Origin of the sequence: Pelagibacterium nitratireducens (assembly GCF_037044555.1) — a bacterium.
GTDB lineage: Bacteria > Pseudomonadota > Alphaproteobacteria > Rhizobiales > Devosiaceae > Pelagibacterium > Pelagibacterium nitratireducens.
The window spans coordinates 1595460-1616112 of record NZ_CP146275.1 but is presented as its reverse complement, the minus strand read 5'-3'; the positions used below and the strand labels follow the sequence as shown (position 1 = coordinate 1616112).

The window sequence follows — 20653 nt, the reverse complement described above, 5'->3', positions numbered from 1 at the left end:
AGATGACGACATTGAGTGCAAGGCTGGCGGAATGGGGTCTGGCGTTTTCGCTGGATGACGCCCCCTCGTCGGTTATCGAAAACGCCAAGCTGCGAGTACTCGACATAGTTGGCGTCATGATTGCGTCCAGCGCACATCCCACCGTTGCAGCCGCTGAGCGGGCGTATGGCAATGCAGACGGTGGCGGCAAGGGCGCCCATGCGCTCTTGAGTGCAGCGGAAACCTCTCTCGCCGGTGCTGCGTTCATAAACGGCGTGGCGTCGGCTGTTCTCGAATTCGATGATACCCACATCGCGAGCAACATTCATACGACGGGCGTTATTGTTTCCGCAGCGCTGCCGATGGTGCAAGCCCAGGGCCTCTCAGGTCGCCAGTTTCTGGAAGCCGTAATCGTTGGGTCCGAAATTCTGTGCCGTCTCGGCCTCGTCTCGCCAGTGCGGATGCACGAAGTGGGAATGCACCCGACCAGCGTTTACGGGGTGTTTGGCGCAACATACGCCGCTGCTCGCCTGCGTGGTTTGGATCGCGGGCAAACCGTGGATGCGGTCGGAACGGCAGCCAGCCTCTCGTCCGGATCGATTGCTTCGTTTGAAGACGGAACCTCTACCAAGACCCTCCATGTCGGCTTTGCCGCCGCCGCTGCCGTGCGTGCGATGGCTCTGGCGGCCCAAGGCGTTTCGGGGCCCGCCGCCGTTTTCGAAGGGAAGTTCGGATGGTTCAAGAGCCACATACAGTCAGAACCCGAATTCCGCTTCAACGAACTCATCCAGGACCTTGGCGAACGTTGGGAAGTGCTCAACATCGCAACAAAGCTCTATCCGTGTGCCTACACATTGATGCCCTTTATCGCGGCAGCACTGGCGCTCAGGGCCACGAACGAGATCGACATCGGTGCCATCGCCCAGATCCGCTGTGAGATCATGCCCCGCTCGTTTCGCACCGTCTGCGAGCCCTTGAGCGAAAAACGGCGCCCGCTCACCTCTTGGCACGGCCGCATCAGCCTGCAGCATACAGTGGCCGAAGCCTTGGTGCTTGGCCGCTTCGACAAGTCCGCCTACGCACAAAGCAGCCTTATAGATCCTCGCATCAACGCCCTGGCGGACAAGGTCATTCATATCGCCGATCCGATTGCGGCACAGGACACGTCCCGCTCACGCGGCGTGGTGACGATCGAATTTTCAGACGGGACAACCATTTCCCATACTGTTGAAGACATGCAGGGCACCGCAAGAAACCCCGCCCCGGCCAGTGTTTATATCGAAAAGTTCATGGCCAATGTGGCAGGCGTCATTTCGCAAGACCGGGCGGAAGATCTGGTCGCAGCGTTGACCGGGCTCGATACCGTAACAGATCTCGCCGGCACGTTTGCACCGCTACGTGTGCCGACATGACGGCTCGCACCTTCGAGGATTTTTCCATTGGCGAGATATGGCAGAGCGAAGAGCTCGAAATAACCGAAGCCGAGATCGTGAATTTCGGCCGTGCCAATGACCCACAACCAATCCATTACGACCCCATAGCGGCGGCCAATGGACGCTTCAAAGGCCTGATCGCCAGCGGATGGCAGATCGCTGCTCTCTCGATGCGACTGTTTATCGAATCCGGCGGTTACGGCGAAACGCCGGTTGTCGGAATGGGCATCGATGAGTTGCGCTGGAAAAAACCCGTGAGGCCCGGCGACCGAGTGCACGTCGTACGCGAAGTGATCGACAAGCACCTCTCGAAATCCAACCCCAAATTTGGCATCATCCGAACGCGGATCAGCGTCGTCAATCATAACACTGAAGTGGTGATGTCGATGATTTCGATCGGTCAGGTCCCGACGCGCCAGCCTCAGGCCCAGTAGGGTTTTTTCAGGTCCTGCTTAAGCACCTTGCCGGCCGGAGAGCGCGGGAGCGTTGGACGCACCTCGACCCTCGAGAGCCGCTGCATGCTGCCGAGGCGATCATTGGCCCAGGAGCAAACCTCCGACAGATCGGCCGTGACACCCTCTTTCATCACCACCAGCCCTAGCGGGGTCTCTCCCCATTTCTGACTGGGAACGGCGATCACGGCGGCATCCTCGATATCTGGATGATCGAGCAGAACGCGCTCCAGATCAGAGGCGTAAACGTTGAAGCCGCCAGATATGATGACATCTTTCTTTCGGTCACGCAGTACGAGGAAACCGGCCTCATCGATCAGACCGATGTCCCCGGTCCGGTGGAACTTTTGGCCCTCCGCATCTCGCCAGTAGAAAGCTTCGGTGGCCTGGGGGTTGCGGAAATAGCGCGTCATCATGGTTGGAGAGCGTCCCACGATCTCCCCCACCTCGCCGGCCGGCAGTTCGGTGCCGGCTTCGTCGATGATCCTGATATCGTTGCCCGGTGCCGGGCGACCCACGGTGTGATAGCAGTCGGGATGGGCGCCCACATCAAGGATTGACGTACAGCCTCCCTCTGTCAGGCCGTAGACTTCCAGCAGTTTGCCGGGCCAGTAGGCGGTCAGATCGCGCTTCATGGCGCTCGCAAGTGGCGCGCCAGTTGATTGTTTGACGACGAACGCGGAAAGATCGCGGCGAACAAAATCAGGCTCTCCAAGGAGGCGCTGGTACTGTATTGGTACCAGCATCGTGTGTGTCGCGCTGATTTCTTCGGCAAGATCAAGGTAGCCAGCCGCCGAAAACTTCTGCATGAGCACCACATTTCCGCCGTGGCAGAGCGTGGCCAGCAGGGGCATCAGTGTGGTGTTGGAATAAAGCGGGGTCGCTAGCAGCATGGTGCTGGCGGGTCCCAGACCGAATGTTGCGCGCGCCGCCTGCCGATATCGCATGGCATGAGATTGCACGATGCCTTTGGGACGCGCCGTAGTGCCGGAACTATAGATGATGTTGAAGTCATCGGTCCCCGACATAGCGACCGGCGTTTCCAGCTTCGCGTTTTCAATTGCAAACTCATCCCAATCCTTCGTGGAGGTTTGGGAGAAGCCGATTGCAACAATCCGATCGGCACCCTCGCTCCCTATGAGGTCGAACCCAACGCGATCAGTAAAGACCAGGTTTGGGCGACAGTCAGATAGCATTCCAGCCAGGGTCTCCGCGTTCGCAGAGACCGGCAAGGGAACGGCGCACTGACCCGCCGCCACGATCGCAAGATAGGCAATCACCAGTTCGGCGGAATTTACGCCGACCAGTGCCACCGGTTGCTGTTTTCGTTCCCCGAATTCGGCGGCGATTGTGCCAGCCACATCCAGAATTGCTGCGGCAAAATCTTCCCAGGTCAAATGGACTCCGCCACAACTGAATGCAGGCGCATACGGACGTTTGCGGGCGTGGGCAATGATGGTGTGCAGCAACTGTCCTTCGGCACCCACCGATCGATCAATCTTCATTGGACTTGTCCCTGACCAGCAGAAGGTGGCGCGCGACCAGAGCTGGCTTTGCACTCCCTTCCACCTCGATCTCCGCATCGGTTATGATCCGCGTGCCCTGCGCATGTGGCTCCGCAGTGATAAGGGTCAGCGCGAGCCTGATTTTTGCGCCAACCGGCGCCGGCGCGACAAACCGGACCCGGTCATAACCATAATTGAGACCGATGCCTCGCTCGGCGATCCTGTAAATATCCTGCTGAAGCCGGGGCATCAGCGAAAGCAGGAGTAGACCATGAACGATCGTCTCTCCGTTTGGCATCTCGGCCCGGGCCCGAGCCACATCGACATGGATCCAGTGGGTATCCCCTGACAGTGTCGCGAAGGCGTCCACCATGGACTGGTCGACGACCATCCATTGCGAACGGCCAAGACATTTGCCCGCATGAGCTGCGAGATCGCCGGCATGTTCGATGTCGATCATTGCCTAGGCTTCCTCTGCCTCTTCGCGGCCCCGGCGAACAAAGGCCGTGGTGGCCAGGACGAGGACGGACAAGCCGAGCAATACAAATATCAGGCTGATCGGGCGCTGGAAGAAAACGAAGGGATCGCCATGAGACACCGCCATTGCGCGCCTGAAGTTTTCCTCAAACATCGGCCCCAGGATGAAGCCCAGGATGAAAAGAGCCGGGCTCAGCCCTGCCGCGCGCAGCAGATAACCAAGCAACCCAAAGAACACGAGAGCATAGATCTGAAAGGAGGACGACCCCATCGTGAAGACCCCGACACAGGCAAAGGCCAAAACGAAAACGTAGAGCCAGTGATAGGGGACCTTGAGCAATCGCACCCAGAGCCCGATCAACGGCAGATTGAGGACAACGAGAAACAGATTGCCGATCCACATAGAGGCGATCAGCCCCCAGAACAGCGGCGCATGATCGGTCATCATGCGCGGCCCCGGTGCCACGCCGTGGATCATGAAGGCTCCCAGCAGCAGCGCCATCACGGGACTGCCGGGAATGCCGAGCAGCAGCGTGGGAATAAAGCCGGTCTGGGAGGCGGCATTGTTGGCCGATTCCGGTGCGGCCACCCCTTCGATGGCGCCGGCGCCGAAGCGCTCAGGTTCCCTGGCCACGCTCTTTTCGACCATATAAGCCGAAAAGGAACTCATCGCCACGCCGGCTCCTGGCAACACCCCAAGCAGAGAGCCGATGCCTGTGCCACGCAGAACGGCGGGCCAGGCGTCTCGAAAGTCCTGCCGCGTTGGCCAGAGCTTCCCGATAGCGCTGGTTGTGATGGTTTCCCCGGACTGCTTGGAGGTATTGCCGACGATTTCGGCAATGGCGAACAGCCCAACGGCAAGCACCGCGAAATCGACACCGTCCCGCAATTCGGGAATGCCAAAGGTGAAGCGGAAGACGCCCGTCATGACATCGGAACCACCCAGCCCGAAAATAACGCCCAGAAGGGCCACGCCTATTCCCTTTATTGCACCCCCGCGTGTCATGGTGGCCACCATGAGGAGCGCTGCAAACACCAGTGCCGCATATTCCGCCGCGCCGAAGCGCATGGCGATGGCTGCAAGAGGTGGCCCGGCTAGTGCGATCAGCAAGGTGCCGATCGTGCCGGCAAAAAACGAACCCAGCGCGGCAACGGCCAGCGCGGCCCCTGCCCGTCCCTGTTTGGCCATCTGATGCCCATCGATACAGGTAACCGCGGAGGACGCTTCACCTGGCAGGTTGACCAGAATTGAGGTCGTCGAGCCGCCATAAGAGGCACCATAATAGATGCCGGCCAACAGGATGATCGAAGCCTCTGCGGGCAACCCGAAACTGAGCGGTAGCAGAAGCGCAATGGTGATGATTGGCCCCACACCGGGCAAGACGCCAATGGCTGTGCCCAAGGTCACACCCAAAAGGCAATAAAGGAGATTGACGGGATTGGTGGCGACCTGAAGGCCGAGTGTCAAAAGCGGAAGCAGATCCATCTCAAAACCCCCAGGCAAACAGGCGCAGGGGAAGCCCGAGTCCGAACTTGAAAATGGCGGTTATCACGACAACGACCAGGATCATGGCCCCGAACAATTCCCAGCGGGCACCACCCTTTTGCGCAAACCATGCAATCGCAATAAGCGCGATCAAGGCCGGGATAAGCCCCGTGGGCAGAATAAGGGTGGCAAAGGCGAACACCGCTGCCAGAATCACCAGCAAAGGTCGAATTTCGGACACGGAGAAAGCAGGTTTGTACGACGCAGGATCGCCGGCTTCCATGCGGACCTTGAGCATCTGCGCCATGCCGAGAAGCGCCAACGCAGCGCCTGCCATGACAGGCATTGCGCCACTGCCGGGCTGGTTCATGGTACCCAAACCATAGCCCCAGCCCAGCGCCACCGTGCCGATGCCAAAGACGATGAAAATGATTCCGGCCAAAGCGTCCGAGCCCACCTTCATGGCGCGATACCGACAGAAGTTGATGTGCTCATGGTGCAAATATCCTCTTGATACAAAGTTGCCCGAAGGTCGCGGCTCGACCCCGAAACGACAACGGCACCGCCTGCTCGTTTCGTCTGGCGAAACAAGGGGCGTCACCGCTCAACTGTTTTGATAGCCGCGCGCGATCTGGAGCCGGTCGACTTCGGCGCCGATGCCCTCAGCCGCATGTTTGAGGGCGGCAACGAACTTGGTGTGGGATCCGAACGAGTTCATTGCCGAGCGAAAATAGGTGATCCCGATGCTGGCCTGCACGGTCCCACGCGAAAAAATCGGCACCGCGATGGTATCGGATGACCGCGGCTCCACATGGGCGTCGCGCATGGCATAGCCCCGCTCACGCACCGTCCGAACCATACGCTCGACAAAGGCCGGATCACGCGCCGAAGGCGGCTCCAGTTCGTCGGAGCCTCGGGCATTGACGATCAGTTCGGCAATCTGATCGTCGCTGATCGCCGCAAGATAGGCCCGGCCCAGCGCGCGTGTGAACAAGCTCAACCGCATGTTGATTGTGGCGTGAAATGGCGACACAGGGCTGTCATGCACCGTAGAAAAACGCACAACCATTGCCTCACCATCAAAGACTCCGATGGCAACGGGCCATTTGTATTCCGAATTGAGTTTCATCGCCCAGGCACGACCGGCCTCAACCACCAGTGGATCGCCGTGAAAACCATTGCTGAGTGATGTAACAAGTGAGGTGATCTGATAGCCGGCCTGGCGACGATCATTGCTGACAAACCCTCCTGCCTCCAGGGTCTTGAGCATACGCACCAGAGTGGGTTTGGGCAGTCCAGTCGCCTCATGAAGCGACTGGATCGTGGAGTAGGGCTCGCGGTTCATGGCTTGCAGCACCGCCAAAATGCGGCTTGCAGATCTGATCTCACTGCTCTTGCCAACGACCACCGGCGAATCCAACACTGCCGTCCCGAACCATTCCGTCGAGTCGACACTATCGGCCCGCAGCTCACGATTTGAAAGGGGCCGCGCCATCACCGGTGTTGCGCCACTCATGGTGCAACCCTGACCACGACCTTGCCCATCTGGTCGTTGCTGTCCATCAGCGCATGAGCTCGCCGCATATCATCGAATGCGAAAACCTCATGGATGTGGGTCCTGATCTGTCCTGTTTCGATCAGAGGCCATACCCGGTCGGTCAGTTGCGAGGCGATCTGCCCTTTATAGGCGGGCGAACGGGGCCGCAAAGTGGAACCGGTGAGCGTAAGGCGCCGACGAACAATGCCGTTGAGATTGATTGCTGCGGTCTTTCCCAGATGGCTGGCGATCAGCACGAGCCGACCGTCAGATCTCAGAAGGTCGAGTTCGGGCTGCGTATAGGGCCCGGCCTGTCCATCAAGGATAACGTCGACCCCCTGCCCGCCCGTTGCGGCACGCACCTGATCGGTCCAACCTGGATCGCGATAGTCGAAGGCGTGCGATGCACCGAACTCGAGACACAATTGTCGCTTTTCCGGGGTTGAAGCCGTTACGATCACTGTGCCATCGAACAAGTGACGTGCGATCTGGGTGGCCGCAAGCCCGACGCCACTCGAGCCGCCCTGAATCAAAAGCGTTTCCTTGTCGGCAAATCGGGCCAGCAGGACAATATTGTTCCAGGCCGTAAAGAAGACTTCGGGGAGAGAGGCGGCTTCCTCTATGCTGAACCCTTGAGGGACCGGCATGGTTTGAACTGCGGGAACGCAGCAAAATTCCGCATAACCTCCACCGTTGGTGAGCGCACAGACTTGCCTTCCCAGTATCGCAGTATCGACGCCCTGCCCCACGGCGTCGACCGTGCCGGCAACATCGAGGCCGGGCAGATCACTGGCGTCTGGCGGAGGCGGATAGAGCCCGCGCCTTTGCTGGATATCCGGACGGTTGAGGCCTATTGCAGCCACCTTGATGCGCACTTCGTCGGGCCGTGGCTCGGGACGCGGCCGTTCGGCCATCCGAAGGACCTCGGGCCCGCCTGCACCCGCGATTTCAATGACGCGCATCGCCTCGGTCATTTTTCGTGAACCACCCGGTTGGCCAATTTTCCAAGGCCCTCGATCTCGCACTCGATCAACCCATTCATCTTGTGCATGTTGATCTCGCGGTGGCCGTGCGGATATTTGCCCACACCCTTGGCCGTTGTCCCGAAAATGATGATGTCACCGGGTTCAAGAGTAAACCATTCGCTCGCGTCAGCAATCACCTGCTCGACAGTGAACATGTAGTTTGACGTATTATCCTGGGCGAAAGGCTCACCGTTGAAATAGCCCCGCACGTCGAGGGTGTTGGGATTTGCTATCTCGTCGGCCGTAGTTATCCAGGGCCCCATCGGCCCGAACGTATCGGTCGCCTTCGATCGCGTGTGGTAGACGAAATAGATGTCGTTGTCGTCCTCGCCATGCCGGTTGCGCCAGGCGAAATGATGAGGGCGGGTCAATTCGGGTGCCCGGGTCGTGGCTATCGAGTCATAGCCGAATTTGATGCCGTGCGAAGTAATGTCGTTGGCTATCGAATAGCCGAAGATGACATCGCGCGCCTCCTCTACCGAAACGTTCTTTGCCCGCTTGCCAATGACAGCGGCAAGTTCGAGTTCGGGAATGGTCTCTCCATAGTGCTCCTTCATGATGATCGGATGGTTATGTCCAGTCAGGCAGGAGGGCGCTTTGAGAAAATAATTGGGAACAGTTGGGCTCTTGTGAGCCTCCTTGCGGATACCGCGATTGTTCATCGCTACGCCCATGAATTTGGTCGGACGCGGCTGCGGCGGCCGGAAATCGATGTCCGCCACCCGGAGCATGCTTACGCCGTTGGCAGCAGCTGTCTCGACTGCGCCGCGCGCCCGTGACAACTCATCGGGCCCTGCCTCGATCAGGTCGTTGAGGCTAGCGGGCACAGCCCCGAGCCCGGCCGCCTGATAGGCGGCCGACAGCGTCACGGCGCCGGTGTCGCCGATTGCGGCAATGAGCGTATCGCGCCCCTCGATAAGGGCCGTTCCCAGCTTCATGGTTTGAGACTTTCTTCAACAGTAGTGGAATGCGGGAGGAGTCAGCTTTCCAGGCCGACGAGGCGTGCAGGATTGTCGCGAACCATCTTTCCGACATCCTCGTCGGAAAAGCCCAGTGCGAGCAGCATGGCAATGATCTGGCGCATCCCCTCCACCGGGCTTGGATTATCAACCTGACCAAGGTCCGAGCCCATTGATGAGTTGGCGACGCCGGCCGCATCGACCTGGGCTTTGAGTTCATCGGGAGGGAAGACGTTGAATCGCGAGTCGACAAACAGGCAGGCGGACTGCTCGATCATCGCGCCCATGGCCGCAAGCTCGGAAACATCTTCATACGTGCAGTGAAGGCCGTAAGCGGGGTGGTTGACCAGCAGCCTTTTCACGCCGCGACGCTTGGCTTCCTCGAAGAGGACCCAGACCTCTGCAATGTGAAGGTGGCCGGACGACAAGATCACGTCGTGCTCGGCGATGATGTCCAGGATCTGTTTGACCGGGTCGAGCAACTCGCCTGTCGCGTCAATGACGGTGATCCCGTACGGCTTACGCAACTGCACATTGCTGGCCAGCCTGGCGTTGCGGTGCGTGTTGCGGATGTGATTGGCCGCATGCGCTGTCGGCATGAAGACAAGCTTCGCACCCATCTTCACGTTGTAGTCCACCGCGTGAGGATTCAGACCACCAACGGTATTGTTGAGAACCAGCGAGCCAAACATGTGGACGCCCGAACTGGCGCTGATACGCTCGAGCATCGGCATCATTGGTGAAACGGAATAGTGGTGATCCTTGAACAACACCCCACGCATGCCCGCAGCCGCCGCTTGGTCGACCTCTTCAAGGTGGTCGAGCTGGCGTGGCATGGTGGACGGCCCGGAATGAACGTGCAAGTCCACGGCCCCCTTCAAAAGAGCATCAACACGCTCGGGCGCAATTGAATCGATAAGCGCACGCGCTTCGCTACGCCATTGTTTTCCGGCCATTTTCGACTACTTCATTTTTGCGTTTCGATTGCCGGCGAAGCTAGAAGAAAGCCGTTATCGCTTCAAAGTGAGCAGGCCACCTTTTCGCCAGTCGAAACGCCTGATCGGGTGCCAGGCTGGTAGTCGGTGATGTCGCATATAGCGCCGGAAGGCGGATGCCTGTTGCGCTGCCAGATCAAAATGGATCGGCACACCGAACATACCGCCAGCGACCTTCGCGCGGCTGTTCGATCAGATCAGGCAGTATGGAAGGACTGGGAAAAAATGGAGCGGGTGAAGGGAATCGAACCCTCGTCGTAAGCTTGGAAGGCTTCTGCTCTACCATTGAGCTACACCCGCCCGAGGGTGTCTCGCCACTGTGTCCGGTTCATGCCCTGTGGGCAAGCACGATTTTGGTGGAGGGGGCTGGATTCGAACCAGCGTACGCTAAGCGGTCAGATTTACAGTCTGATGGATTTAACCACTCTCCCACCCCTCCCCAATCGTGACATCGGCGAAGCGAGGCATTTGCAATAGCACCCGTTTCCGAACACCATCACGGGGCGGTTTATGGTGGTAGCGACCTTCCCTGTCAACTGCCATCGCAAGGAAATTTCATATGTTTCACCACTGTGCTTGCCGCTTGCCGAGTTCGCGGCAAAGCGATACGCCATTGCCATGAGCAAGAACAAGTTCCCACCCAAAAGGCGCCCACCCATCCTGCCGGACGATGGGCCGGTCTATCTTTACGGGCTGCACACCGTGCGCGCCGCGCTCGACAATCCGCGTCGCGCCAAGCGGCGACTCCTGGCAACACCGAACGGTCTCAACAGATTGACCGAGGGCGCGGCCCTGCCCCAATTGGCAGTACAAGAAACGACGCCTCGTGACCTCGACAAACTGCTCGGTGCAGATGCGGTGCATCAGGGTGTTGCACTGGAAGTCGATCCGGTCGATCGCTTCGGCCTTACCGATATCGAAAAGCTCGACCTGGTGATCGTTCTCGATCAGGTGACCGATCCGCACAATGTCGGGGCCATCCTGCGAACGGCCTGCGCCTTCGGCGCCGATGCAGTGGTTACCACGGCGCGTTACGCGCCCCGGGAAACCGGTGTACTGGCCAAATCGGCCTCCGGAGCGCTGGATCTGATTCCCATGGTGTCGGTGCGCAATCTCGGCGATGCGCTCGAAACCCTCAAGAGCAACGGCCTTGTGTGTCTAGGGTTTGATTCCGAAGCGCCCGGACTGCTACGCCCCCGCCCCGCCGGCGGCAAGCTGGCCATCGTGCTCGGCGCCGAAGGCAAGGGGTTGCGGCAGAAAACGCGGTCGCTGTGCGACGAGATGGTGCGGCTCGATATGCCCGGACCGATCAAATCGCTCAACGTCTCCAATGCTGCGGCAATTGCCCTGTTCGCCGCCACAACCGGCTAGATTTCCGGGTCAGCGCTTGATGCATCAGCGGTTATGACGGGGCCGTCGAATACCCCGCCACCAGACGATCTCAGTGCAACGACCTGATAGCCTCGCTCTCGCAAGGTCTTGAGAAATTCCGGGAGTACCGCGGCCGTTCGCAAGTGAATGTCGTGGAACAGCACTACCCCCGCCCCCTGTTCATCAAGCCGCGCAAGCGTGCGGTCGAGCACCTGTTGCGGAGTTTCAGCGAAATAGTCCTTGGAGTCGATATCCACATCGAGAACGATGAAGCGGCTCTCGACCGCGCTGGTGCGGATCACACCATTCTGCGCCAGATAGGGGAACCGGAAAAAACGCGACGGCGCGAGATCGTCTGGCGCCAGCGCCGCCGCGACGGCCTGTTGCCCCGCATAGATTTCGGCGACTGCCTCCTGATTGCTCAGATTGGACAAATCGACATGATTGTAAGTGTGGGTGCCGATCGTGTGTCCGCGGGCCGCAACCTCGCGCACAAGCGAGGGATAGCGCTCAGCGGCCGATCCGAGCATGAGGAAGGTCGCCTTGACCCCATACTGATCCAGCGTATCGAGAATGGACTCAGTAATGCCAGCACGGGGACCGTCATCGAAAGTCAGTATGATTTCGCCCGGTTGCAGACCCAACGGCCCGGATTCCGAAACCGTCATCGTTCGGCCGGCGAGCTTTCCGGAAAATATTGAAGGCATTACGGGCATCGGCTGGTAGGCCGTCCTCAAACTCATGGCCATCGGATTGATCGAGCTGGTGCTCATCGTATCGACGCCCGCACTGGCCATCAAATCCGGATTCATCTCTGGCGGTTTGGCACATCCTGCCAATAACGCCGCCACTACCCCCAATAGACATGCTGTCCGCACAACACCAACCACCCGGCCGAACAATCCTGATCGGCACCCAAGCTGCGTGCAACATGGTTAACAACGCGTTCAGAATGCAGGAGTTTATACTTAACGAACAGTTACTTGGCCGAGCGCTCCCGCTTGAGCCGAGCTGCAAGTTCGTCGAGGGCCTGGAGAAAACTCGACTTGTCGCGCGCGGTGAACTCGCGGTTGTAGCCCTTGCTCTCGCCGGTTTCGCGCAAGTGCTGGTTGAGATCGCGCATGGCCAGCGCCATGCCGATCGAAGCTGTCGTAAACGGCTTGCCGGACGGGCCCAGAACATGGGCACCCTTTTCCAGCGCGCGTGACGCCAGCGGGATGTCGGAGGTGATAACAATGTCGCCGGCACCGGCATGATCGACGATCCAGTCGTCGGCGGCATCGGCACCCTGGGGCACCATGACGTGGCGGATCATGGGATCGCGCGACGGTCGCAGACCGAAATTCGCAACGAAGGTCACAACGAGCCCATGCCGCTCGGCAACGCGGGTGACTTCGGCCTTGACCGGGCACGAATCAGCGTCGACGTAGATTTCAGGCATGGTCAGTAAAGAACCACCGACCGGATGGATTCGCCCGAATGCATCAGCTCGAACCCCTTGTTGATGTCTTCGAGCCGCAGCGTGTGGGTGATCATCGGATCGATCTCGATCTTGCCGTTCATGTACCAGTCGACGACTTTTGGCACGTCCGTGCGCCCGCGCGCGCCGCCAAACGCCGTGCCCATCCAGGTGCGGCCCGTGACGAGCTGGAAAGGACGCGTGGAAATTTCCTGCCCGGCGCCGGCCACGCCGATGATGACCGATTTGCCCCAGCCACGATGGCTGGCTTCGAGAGCCTGACGCATCACCGTCACATTGCCCGTGCAATCGAATGTATAATCGGCACCACCAATCTGATCGGCACCTCGCTTGGTCATGTTGACGATATGGCTGACGATATCGCCTTCGATCTCACGCGGGTTGACGAAATGGGTCATCCCGAAGCGCGTGCCCCAGCTTTGCTTGTCATTGTTGAGATCGACGCCGATGATCATGTCGGCACCGGCCATGCGCAGGCCCTGAATGACATTGAGCCCGATACCGCCGAGCCCGAACACAACGGCAGTAGCCCCCTGCTCCACCTTGGCGGTGTTGAGCACTGCGCCAACGCCCGTCGTTACACCACACCCGACGTAGCAGACCTTGTCGAACGGCGCGCTGGCATCGATCTTGGCCACCGCGATTTCGGGCATGACGGTATAGTTCGAGAAGGTCGAGCAGCCCATGTAATGGAACACGGGCTTGCCCTTGTAGGAAAAGCGGGACGTTCCGTCGGGCATCAATCCCTGCCCCTGCGTGGCGCGGATGGCGGTACAAAGATTGGTCTTGCGCGACAAGCAGGACGGACATTCCCGACACTCGGGCGTGTAGAGCGGAATGACGTGATCACCGGGTTTGACCGACGTCACACCTGCGCCGACCTCCACGACCACCCCGGCCCCTTCATGGCCGAGTACGGCGGGAAACAATCCCTCGGGATCCGCACCGGAAAGCGTGAAATCGTCGGTGTGGCAGATGCCGGTCGCCTTGATTTCGACAAGCACTTCACCCGCCTTGGGGCCATCGAGGTCGAGCTCGACGATTTCCAGCGGCCTGCCGGCCTCAAATGCAACTGCAGCCCGCGTCTTCATGATCCGCCTCCTCGATTCTGTTCGGAAAGCAAAGTTGGCACAGCCCGAACACAAAGGGCAAATGATGAAAACGAGAACGGGCGCCGAAGCGCCCGCTGTCGATCACTCTTTCATGGCCCCCGGCCCCGGCGTGGCACCCGGTGGGCATTTGCCCAGAATGATCATGCCCAGCACTTCGTCCTTGGTCACGTCGGCGGTCTTGGCAGAGCCAACCACCTGGCCATTCTTCATCACGCACACCCTGTCGGCGAGATCGAACACGTCGTGAATGTCGTGACTGATGAGAAAGATACCGATGCCTTCGGACTTGAGCTGCTTGATGAGATCACCGACCTGCGTGGTCTCCTGCGGTCCCAACGCGGCTGTAGGTTCGTCCATGATCAGTATCCGCGCATTGAACAGGATTGCCCGTGCAATGGCCACCGACTGGCGCTGACCGCCCGAAAGGGCTTTGACCGGCTCCTTGAAACGCCGGAAATTGGGGTTGAGGCGTCCCATGACCTCGCGTGCCTTGTGTTCCATGGCGACGTCATCGAGCGTGCCGATCGCCGTGGTCAATTCACGCCCGAGGAACAGATTGGCCGCAGCATCGACATTGTCGGCCACCGCGAGGGTCTGGTAGATCGTCTCGATGCCATATGCCTTGGCATCGCGAGGATTGTTGATCGTTGCGCTCTGCCCATCGATCCGAATATCGCCCGAATCTCGCTTGTAGGCACCCGACAGTATCTTGATCAGCGTCGATTTTCCCGCGCCATTATGCCCGAGCAGACCGACCACCTCACCGGGATAAAGATCGATGGAAGCGCTGTCGACGGCACGAATGCCACCGAACGCGATGGAAATGTCTTCGAGTTCAACGAGCGGAGTTGTCACGTGTTGGTTCATCGATTCAAATCCTTACTGCCCGCGATTGCGGTAGAGCGTATCGAGCCAGACCGCGACCACGAGGACTATGCCCACGACGATCGACTGAAGCGGGCTGTCGAGCCCCATCAGCACCATGCCGGACTGGAGTGACTGCATCACAAGCGCGCCGATCATGGCGCCGACGATGGTACCCACACCGCCCGAAAGCGAGGTGCCGCCAATCACCGCCGCAGCGATGACGTAAAGCTCGTCCAGCGTGCCCATGGCATTGGTTGCCGCGTTAAGCCGAGCCGAAGAGATCGACGCGGCGATGGCGCACAGCGCGCCCATGAGCATGAAGATCTTGACGGTGACCCAGCGGGTATTGATACCGGCCAGTTCGGCCGCTTCAGGGCTGCCGCCCATGGCAAAGACATACCGCCCGAACCGGGTGCGCGTCGCAATGAAGGTCATGACGACCCCGACACCCACGGCGATCAGCACAGGAATGGCAATGCCATGCGCAATGAACAGCCCGCCTTCCGGAACGGGGATGTTGTTGGCGTTTGCATAGTTTTCCGCAATACGGATGGGCCAGGGATAGGCATTGAAGACCGCCACCGCACCGATGACCGAACCGCAGCCGAGTATGGCGAGAACGCCCTCCGCCCAGACGGGGCGCTGCGGGAAGTTGAACCGCCGGCGCTGCTGGCGCGCATAGATGAGATAGGCGCCGATGGCCAGGCAGGCAACGAGCGCCAAAATCCAGCTCACCGAATAGCCAACCGCACCTTCCGGACCGCCACCCATCAAGCGGAAATTGGTATCGAGCGGCGCGACCGTCCGCCCCGATGTCACCCACCAGGCCGCACCGCGCCAGACGAGATAGCCGCCCAGCGTGACAATAAAGGCGGGCACCTTGAGATAGGCGATGATCGAGCCCTGCAAAGCTCCGATCGCGAGGCCGAACGCAAGGCCCACGGCAAGCGTAATGACCCAGATCAGCGGATGGCCGAAGCCGAGCAGCGCAGGCAGATATTCGGTCTGGGTTACGCCCATGACCATCGCAAGCACGCCAAGCAGCGAACCCACCGACAGATCGATGTTGCGGGTGACGATGACCAGCACCATGCCGGTTGCCATGATCGAGATCGAAGCCGTCTGAACCGAGAGGTTCCAGAGGTTTCGAGGGGTCATGAAAAGGCCGCCCGACATGAAATGGAAGCCAATCCAGATCAAGAGCAGCGCCCCGAGCATGCCCAGAAGACGGGTATCGATCTCGGTGGCGCTCAAGAAGCGCTGGATTGGGTTGCCCATCACCAGACCGGACGATGATGAGTTCGATGATGATGACATGGCGTTCTGATCGGCCATTCTCTCCCCCAAAGGGCTGGTTCCTTATGGAACGGGCCGCGGCGCCACAACAGCGCCGCGACCACTGATCAAAAATTGATGATGCAGATCAGTCGCAAGCGGCAACCGAACCGGCGTCAACGCCCTGACAGACAACGTCCTTGCTGACCCAGCCAGCGTCAATGACCACATCAAGATTGTCCTGCGTGATCGCAACGGGAGCCAGGAACAGCGAGTTCATCTCGACGCCATTCGGGCCACCATCAAACGTCACCGAGCCTTCGATATCGGCAAGTGCAGCGCCGCCGGCCAATTCAACTGCGATCTCGGCAGCCTTGGCGCCAAGTTCACGGCTGTCTTTCCAGACCGACACGGTCTGGGTGCCAAGAGCGATACGGTTGAGGGCGGCATGATCGCCATCCTGGCCCGAGACCGGCACAGCACCATCAAGCCCCTGAGCAGCAAGGGCGGCAATGGCGCCACCAGCGGTACCGTCGTTCGAGGCAACGACCGCATCGACCTCGTTGTTATTGGCGGTCAGGAACTGTTCCATGTTGGCCTGAGCGTTTTCCGGGAGCCAGCCATCGGTATAGGCTTCGCCGACATTGACGATATCGCCGGCGTCGATCGCATCCTGAAGCACTTCGAGCTGACCCGCATGCAGGAAGTCCGCGTTGGGATCGGTGCTCGAGCCCTTGATGAAGACGTAATTGCCGGTCGGCTGCACGGCAAACACCGATTCAGCCTGCAGGCGGCCAACACCCTGGTTGTCGAAGGTGATGTAGAACGCATCGGCATTTTCGATGAGGCGGTCATAGCCGATCACCGGGATGCCCTCTGCCACTGCGGCGGCGATTGCCGGCTGGATGGCATCGGTATCCTGAGCCAGAACGATGAGCGCATCGGCGCCCTGAGCGATAAGGCTTTCGATATCGGTAAGCTGCTTGGATGCTGAAGACTGCGCGTCTGCGGAAATGTAGCTGGCGCCCATTTCATCAAGCTGAGCCTGGATGGCTGCCTCGTCGGTCTTCCAGCGCTCTTCCTGGAAGTTGGACCAGGAAACGCCAACGGTGATGTCCTGAGCCAGTGCGCCCCCGGCCAGACCGAAAAGAACAGTCGTGCCCAGAAGGGCAGCTGCGAAAGTTTTCATGATTTTCCTCCTGCGGACATTTGCGTCCGCCAAACCACAGTAAAAGGGTTATGCCTCCAGCGGCATGCCTCCTCGGGCCACCGCAACGGATATTTTTCAATACCCGAAAAAATAATTGGCACGGGCGCATTGCTGTGTCAACGTCCATTTGTTCGGCGTGGAAAAATGCGTGCAACCTGGCACAGCAGCCCATAGAAGACCCACGGCGGCACGAGTGGGAGGCCCGTTTGGCGCAGGGCGTTGCGGACACGGAAATGATCCGGCGGCAGAACCGGCTCCTGGTGCTGGACGCATTGCGCCGGCACGGTCCGCTCTCGCGTTCGCAGGTGGCTACGCTGACCGGACTTTCCAATGCCACCCTGACGGCCATTGCCGCAGATCTTGTCGGCGACGGCATCGTTGCCGAACTTGCCGAGCCGCAGGCCGGCGCAAAAGCGCGCGGGCGGCCCGCCGTGCAACTTGTACACAACCGAAGCGCCGGCTTCGTTCTGCTCATCGAACTCGACGTCAACCGCTGCCGTATGTCGCTGCTCGACTATGGCGGCGTGCTCGTCGACAGGGTCGAATCCGGCGTTGGCCCTACCCTCTTTTCCGAAGTCGCACCAGCAGCGTGGTTCATCGAGCGCATCGGCCACATGATTGGCCGCAACACAGATATCGGCAACACGCTGCATGGCGTTTCCATCTCGGTGCAGGGAATATTGAACGCCTTGGGCCATGGGCTGACCTGGTCGCCCATTCCCCATTTGAGCGGCCACGACATCGTGACGGCGATCAACAACCGGCTCGGATTGGCCGCCCACCTGTTCAAGCGCGGCCGGCTGATGGCGGATGGCATGCGCTGGCTCGATCCCGATCTCGCAAAGGCCGGCATCGCAACGATCTATCTCGGCTCGACAATCGGCATGGGGCTGACGCTCCCCACCGACGCAAGTCCCGACGCGGGACTGGCGACCGAGTTCGGGCACATGATCCATATCCCCGGCGGCGCCTTGTGCCGCTGCGGCGCGCGCGGTTGCGTGGAGGCCTATGCCGCCGATTACGCCATATTGCGTGCCGCCTATTCGGTGCCCGAGCATGCCACGCCGGCCAGCGCCGTCCCGCCCGCCGATTTCCAGCACATCATGGCGCGAGCGCGTCAGGGCGATCGGGCCGCCCAACGGGCCTTTTCTGCAGCTGGAGCGGCCATCGGGCACGGCATAAGCCGGCTGATTTCGATCGTCAAGATCGACAGGCTCATCCTGCTCGGCCCCAACACCGCCGCCCATGACCTGGTCGCAACCGCAATCGCCGAAGGCGCTGCTGCTTCGCTCATGGGCCGGATGCGCGGGTTGCCGCCGATTCAGCTTGTGCCTGACGCCGGCGAGCCGATTTATCGAGGCCTCATGATGAAGACCTTGACCGAAATCGACAGAACTTTTGCCGACCGCGTATCCCTGCCTGCGGCACGCCGTTCCGCGGAATAGGCTCAATCGGTCAGAAACAGGCGCGAATACTGCCGCGGCTGAGACCGCAGATATTGAGGCGGCGCCTTGACCTGCCCGCCCAGCGTCGCCGCCACGTGCCAAGGCCAACGCGGATCATAGAGTACGGCGCGTGCCACCGCGATCATGTCCGCATCACCAGTCGAAACGATGGCCTCGGCCTGCTCGGCCTCGGTAATCAGCCCCACGGCAACCACCGGCATGGAGACGGCCTGTTTGACTTGCCGGGCCAGAGGAACCTGATAGTTCGGCCCGACGGGAATTTTCTGGGCAGGGCTGGTGCCGCCGCTCGAAACGTGAATTGCAGAACATCCTCTTGCCTCGAGTGCCCTGGCGAATGCCACTGTCTGTTCGCCATCCCAGCCACCATCGACCCAGTCGGTTCCCGATACGCGTACGGTAACCGGCTTTTGGGAAGGGAAGGCCGCCCGAACGGCGTCGAAAATTTCGAGCGGAAAGCGCATGCGGTTTTCAAGAGACCCGCCATACTCATCATCGCGCCGGTTCGAGATGGGGGACAGAAATTCGTGCAGCAGATAGCCATGCGCAGCGTGAATCTGAACGGCATCGAGCCCCAACCGGTCTGCCCGCCGTGCCGCCTCGGCGAAACAATCGCGGATACGGGCAAGCCCATCTGCGTCCAGCGCCACCGGGTCGTTGTCGCTATCGAGGAAGGCAACCGCGGACGGCGCCTCGGTCTGCCACCCATTCGCGTGATCGGGAGGCAGCTGGGCTCCGCCCTTCCAAGGCACCTCGCAACTCGCCTTGCGGCCGGCATGGGCCAGTTGGACCGAAATGGGCATATCGGACCATCGGCGAATGCCATCCAGCACACGCTTCATGGCCGCTTCCGTTGCATCGTTGTAAAGCCCGACATCACCATAGGTGATCCGGCCCTCCGGCTTTACCGCGGTCGCCTCAATGGTTAGAAGCGCCGCGCCAGACAGTGCCAGGTGCCCGAGATGGATCAGGTGCCAGTCGTTCATTTCCCCGTCCTGTGCCGAATACTGGCACATCGGTGCAATGACGATCCGGTTGGCCAGAGTGGTGTCTCCGATCCTGATCGGCTCGAACAGTTTTGGCTGTGCCATGGTCAGTTGCGTCCTTGTTATGGTGGAATGATAATGGGTAGCGCCGGGGGCGAGGATAAGGCAACAAATCTCCTAACCACACAGCGCCATGATCCTTGCATCGGAGCGGGACTGGTGCTAGCAACCACGCCGTTGCCGGTATAGCTCAGTTGGTAGAGCATCTGATTTGTAATCAGAGGGTCGCGGGTTCAAGTCCTGCTGCCGGCACCAGTGATCCCCACCGATTTCCCTATTGCATCGAATGAGCTAGACTCGCGGCCAACAGGCGGAGGCTCGATCATCATGACCATCTCGATGGACGCTGCGGCAGAACTTTATCGTCAGGCGATGCGGGAGGGGGTTCGGCGGTTTTCGCTGCTCTATCTTGCGCAGGCGGGGCTGCTGGTGCTCGCCGGCCTGCTCTCGATCATTTCCCCAATATTTTCGGCCCAAGCCGTTATCGGGGCCATCGGATGGCTACTGGTTGCCAGCGGAGTTCTCCAGGGCATCGGGCTGATTCCGGCCCGACATACGCCCTATGTCTGGTTGCAACTGATTTCGGCGGTGCTGGCGCTGTTGATCGGGTTTCTCATCCTGCGCAATCCCGGGCAATCGATTTTGGCTTTCGGGCTCTTGCTTGTGGTTTTTTTCATGATCGAAGGGCTCTCCAAAGTTGTCTGGGCGCTGACCATCCGGCCAATTGTCGGCTGGCTCTGGGTCTTGCTCAGTGGGGTGCTCGGGGTGGTCCTTTCGATCATTCTCATCATCAACCTCGAAACCACCGCTCCCTGGCTGATCGCCATATTCGTAGGCCTGCAATTGATCGCGATCGGGGCGGCCATCGGCTATCTCGCCTGGTCGATCCGGCAGGTCACCGAACAGTCCAAACCGATTGGCTGACCTGGCAAGCCGTGGTAAGGCCTTGGCCAGCTTGGCAAATGCGGTTCTGCGGAGGAT

The 20653-nt window shown here is 60.0% G+C and carries 20 protein-coding genes and 3 tRNA genes; 6 read left to right on the top strand and 17 right to left on the bottom strand.

Annotated features, from left to right (window positions below; all coding sequences use genetic code 11):
* Positions 1-2 precede the first annotated feature (2 nt).
* Entirely contained in the window at positions 3-1391 is a 1389-nt protein-coding gene (locus tag V6617_RS08090) for an MmgE/PrpD family protein (protein ID WP_338610312.1), read from the top strand.
* On the top strand, positions 1388-1846 hold the full coding sequence (locus V6617_RS08085) for a MaoC family dehydratase (RefSeq protein WP_338610310.1): 459 nt from the start codon (positions 1388-1390) through the stop codon (positions 1844-1846). The genes V6617_RS08090 and V6617_RS08085 overlap by 4 nt, the downstream gene beginning before the upstream one ends.
* On the opposite strand, the gene V6617_RS08080 is transcribed toward V6617_RS08085, so the two are convergent.
* The 10 genes from V6617_RS08080 to V6617_RS08035 form a co-directional block, all read right to left on the bottom strand.
* Complete coding sequence (locus V6617_RS08080) at positions 1834-3369, bottom strand: class I adenylate-forming enzyme family protein (protein WP_338610308.1); 1536 nt, start codon at positions 3367-3369, stop codon at positions 1834-1836. The genes V6617_RS08085 and V6617_RS08080 overlap by 13 nt on opposite strands.
* Entirely contained in the window at positions 3359-3829 is a 471-nt protein-coding gene (locus tag V6617_RS08075; protein ID WP_338610307.1) for a MaoC family dehydratase, read from the bottom strand. The genes V6617_RS08080 and V6617_RS08075 overlap by 11 nt, the downstream gene beginning before the upstream one ends.
* A gap of 3 nt (positions 3830-3832) precedes the next feature.
* Positions 3833-5332 (bottom strand): tripartite tricarboxylate transporter permease, encoded by a 1500-nt coding sequence (locus V6617_RS08070; protein ID WP_338610306.1) that lies wholly within the window; start codon positions 5330-5332, stop codon positions 3833-3835.
* Between the two features lies 1 nt (position 5333).
* Positions 5334-5795, bottom strand: coding sequence for a tripartite tricarboxylate transporter TctB family protein (locus tag V6617_RS08065; protein ID WP_338610305.1), 462 nt, complete (start codon positions 5793-5795; stop codon positions 5334-5336).
* A 141-nt stretch (positions 5796-5936) separates the two neighbouring features.
* Positions 5937-6848, bottom strand: a complete 912-nt coding sequence (locus V6617_RS08060) for a helix-turn-helix domain-containing protein (RefSeq protein ID WP_338610304.1) — start codon at positions 6846-6848, stop codon at positions 5937-5939.
* Positions 6845-7843, bottom strand: a complete 999-nt coding sequence (locus tag V6617_RS08055; protein ID WP_338610303.1) for an NAD(P)H-quinone oxidoreductase — start codon at positions 7841-7843, stop codon at positions 6845-6847. The genes V6617_RS08060 and V6617_RS08055 overlap by 4 nt, the downstream gene beginning before the upstream one ends.
* Positions 7840-8832, bottom strand: coding sequence for a fumarylacetoacetate hydrolase family protein (locus V6617_RS08050; protein WP_338610301.1), 993 nt, complete (start codon positions 8830-8832; stop codon positions 7840-7842). The genes V6617_RS08055 and V6617_RS08050 overlap by 4 nt, the downstream gene beginning before the upstream one ends.
* A gap of 41 nt (positions 8833-8873) precedes the next feature.
* Entirely contained in the window at positions 8874-9809 is a 936-nt protein-coding gene (locus V6617_RS08045; RefSeq protein ID WP_338610299.1) for a DUF6282 family protein, read from the bottom strand.
* Between the two features lie 265 nt (positions 9810-10074).
* Positions 10075-10148 (bottom strand) — tRNA-Gly (locus V6617_RS08040).
* Between the two features lie 54 nt (positions 10149-10202).
* A tRNA-Tyr gene (locus tag V6617_RS08035) sits at positions 10203-10287 on the bottom strand.
* Positions 10288-10358: 71 nt separating this feature from the next.
* On the opposite strand from V6617_RS08035, the gene rlmB reads away from it, so the two are divergent.
* Complete coding sequence (rlmB, locus tag V6617_RS08030; protein ID WP_338610298.1) at positions 10359-11219, top strand: 23S rRNA (guanosine(2251)-2'-O)-methyltransferase RlmB; 861 nt, start codon at positions 10359-10361, stop codon at positions 11217-11219.
* Here the strand turns inward: rlmB and V6617_RS08025 are convergent.
* The 6 genes from V6617_RS08025 to xylF all read right to left on the bottom strand — a co-directional run bounded on the left by V6617_RS08025 (position 11216) and on the right by xylF (position 17142).
* Positions 11216-12016, bottom strand: a complete 801-nt coding sequence (locus V6617_RS08025; RefSeq protein ID WP_338610296.1) for a polysaccharide deacetylase family protein — start codon at positions 12014-12016, stop codon at positions 11216-11218. The two genes, rlmB and V6617_RS08025, sit on opposite strands and share 4 nt — an antisense overlap.
* Positions 12017-12198: 182 nt before the next feature.
* The gene (locus V6617_RS08020; protein ID WP_422394814.1) at positions 12199-12660 is read right to left on the bottom strand and encodes a YaiI/YqxD family protein; all 462 of its coding nucleotides are present in this window, start codon (positions 12658-12660) and stop codon (positions 12199-12201) included.
* 2 nt (positions 12661-12662) lie between these two features.
* Positions 12663-13790 (bottom strand): S-(hydroxymethyl)glutathione dehydrogenase/class III alcohol dehydrogenase, encoded by a 1128-nt coding sequence (locus tag V6617_RS08015; RefSeq protein ID WP_338610294.1) that lies wholly within the window; start codon positions 13788-13790, stop codon positions 12663-12665.
* Positions 13791-13892: 102 nt separating this feature from the next.
* Positions 13893-14678 carry an ATP-binding cassette domain-containing protein gene (locus V6617_RS08010; protein ID WP_338610293.1) on the bottom strand — a complete coding sequence of 262 codons (786 nt, stop codon included), beginning with the start codon at positions 14676-14678 and terminating at the stop codon, positions 13893-13895.
* Between the two features lie 12 nt (positions 14679-14690).
* Positions 14691-16013 carry a sugar ABC transporter permease gene (locus V6617_RS08005; RefSeq protein WP_338610292.1) on the bottom strand — a complete coding sequence of 441 codons (1323 nt, stop codon included), beginning with the start codon at positions 16011-16013 and terminating at the stop codon, positions 14691-14693.
* Positions 16014-16101: 88 nt separating this feature from the next.
* Positions 16102-17142: a D-xylose ABC transporter substrate-binding protein gene (xylF, locus tag V6617_RS08000; RefSeq protein ID WP_338610291.1), complete on the bottom strand. Its 1041-nt coding sequence runs from the start codon at positions 17140-17142 to the stop codon at positions 16102-16104.
* 227 nt (positions 17143-17369) lie between these two features.
* Here xylF and V6617_RS07995 point away from each other — a divergent pair, with 227 nt between their 5' ends.
* Entirely contained in the window at positions 17370-18608 is a 1239-nt protein-coding gene (locus V6617_RS07995) for an ROK family transcriptional regulator (RefSeq protein ID WP_338610290.1), read from the top strand.
* Between the two features lie 2 nt (positions 18609-18610).
* Here V6617_RS07995 and V6617_RS07990 read toward each other — a convergent pair whose 3' ends face one another.
* Complete coding sequence (locus tag V6617_RS07990) at positions 18611-19717, bottom strand: NADH:flavin oxidoreductase/NADH oxidase (protein WP_338610289.1); 1107 nt, start codon at positions 19715-19717, stop codon at positions 18611-18613.
* A gap of 134 nt (positions 19718-19851) precedes the next feature.
* Between V6617_RS07990 and V6617_RS07985 the strand changes: the two genes are divergently transcribed.
* Positions 19852-19927, top strand: a tRNA-Thr gene (locus V6617_RS07985).
* Between the two features lie 72 nt (positions 19928-19999).
* Positions 20000-20596: an HdeD family acid-resistance protein gene (locus V6617_RS07980; RefSeq protein ID WP_338610288.1), complete on the top strand. Its 597-nt coding sequence runs from the start codon at positions 20000-20002 to the stop codon at positions 20594-20596.
* Positions 20597-20653: the final 57 nt, after the last annotated feature.

What these genes read in the sequence shown, in the direction of transcription:
- V6617_RS08070 (WP_338610306.1), bottom strand. Translation starts at nt 5,332, where the DNA reads ATGGATCTGCTTCCGCTTTTGACACTCGGCCTTCAGGTCGCCACCAAT.
- V6617_RS07980 (WP_338610288.1), top strand. Translation starts at nt 20,000, where the DNA reads ATGACCATCTCGATGGACGCTGCGGCAGAACTTTATCGTCAGGCGATG.
- V6617_RS08005 (WP_338610292.1), bottom strand. Translation starts at nt 16,013, where the DNA reads ATGGCCGATCAGAACGCCATGTCATCATCATCGAACTCATCATCGTCC.
- V6617_RS08025 (WP_338610296.1), bottom strand. Translation starts at nt 12,016, where the DNA reads ATGGCCAGTGCGGGCGTCGATACGATGAGCACCAGCTCGATCAATCCG.
- V6617_RS08050 (WP_338610301.1), bottom strand. Translation starts at nt 8,832, where the DNA reads ATGAAGCTGGGAACGGCCCTTATCGAGGGGCGCGATACGCTCATTGCC.
- V6617_RS08020 (WP_422394814.1), bottom strand. Translation starts at nt 12,660, where the DNA reads ATGCCTGAAATCTACGTCGACGCTGATTCGTGCCCGGTCAAGGCCGAA.
- V6617_RS08090 (WP_338610312.1), top strand. Translation starts at nt 3, where the DNA reads ATGACGACATTGAGTGCAAGGCTGGCGGAATGGGGTCTGGCGTTTTCG.
- V6617_RS07990 (WP_338610289.1), bottom strand. Translation starts at nt 19,717, where the DNA reads ATGGCACAGCCAAAACTGTTCGAGCCGATCAGGATCGGAGACACCACT.
- xylF (WP_338610291.1), bottom strand. Translation starts at nt 17,142, where the DNA reads ATGAAAACTTTCGCAGCTGCCCTTCTGGGCACGACTGTTCTTTTCGGT.
- V6617_RS08065 (WP_338610305.1), bottom strand. Translation starts at nt 5,795, where the DNA reads ATGAAGGTGGGCTCGGACGCTTTGGCCGGAATCATTTTCATCGTCTTT.
- V6617_RS08010 (WP_338610293.1), bottom strand. Translation starts at nt 14,678, where the DNA reads ATGAACCAACACGTGACAACTCCGCTCGTTGAACTCGAAGACATTTCC.
- V6617_RS08085 (WP_338610310.1), top strand. Translation starts at nt 1,388, where the DNA reads ATGACGGCTCGCACCTTCGAGGATTTTTCCATTGGCGAGATATGGCAG.
- V6617_RS08075 (WP_338610307.1), bottom strand. Translation starts at nt 3,829, where the DNA reads ATGATCGACATCGAACATGCCGGCGATCTCGCAGCTCATGCGGGCAAA.
- rlmB (WP_338610298.1), top strand. Translation starts at nt 10,359, where the DNA reads ATGGTGGTAGCGACCTTCCCTGTCAACTGCCATCGCAAGGAAATTTCA.
- V6617_RS08045 (WP_338610299.1), bottom strand. Translation starts at nt 9,809, where the DNA reads ATGGCCGGAAAACAATGGCGTAGCGAAGCGCGTGCGCTTATCGATTCA.
- V6617_RS08055 (WP_338610303.1), bottom strand. Translation starts at nt 7,843, where the DNA reads ATGACCGAGGCGATGCGCGTCATTGAAATCGCGGGTGCAGGCGGGCCC.
- V6617_RS08080 (WP_338610308.1), bottom strand. Translation starts at nt 3,369, where the DNA reads ATGAAGATTGATCGATCGGTGGGTGCCGAAGGACAGTTGCTGCACACC.
- V6617_RS08060 (WP_338610304.1), bottom strand. Translation starts at nt 6,848, where the DNA reads ATGAGTGGCGCAACACCGGTGATGGCGCGGCCCCTTTCAAATCGTGAG.
- V6617_RS08015 (WP_338610294.1), bottom strand. Translation starts at nt 13,790, where the DNA reads ATGAAGACGCGGGCTGCAGTTGCATTTGAGGCCGGCAGGCCGCTGGAA.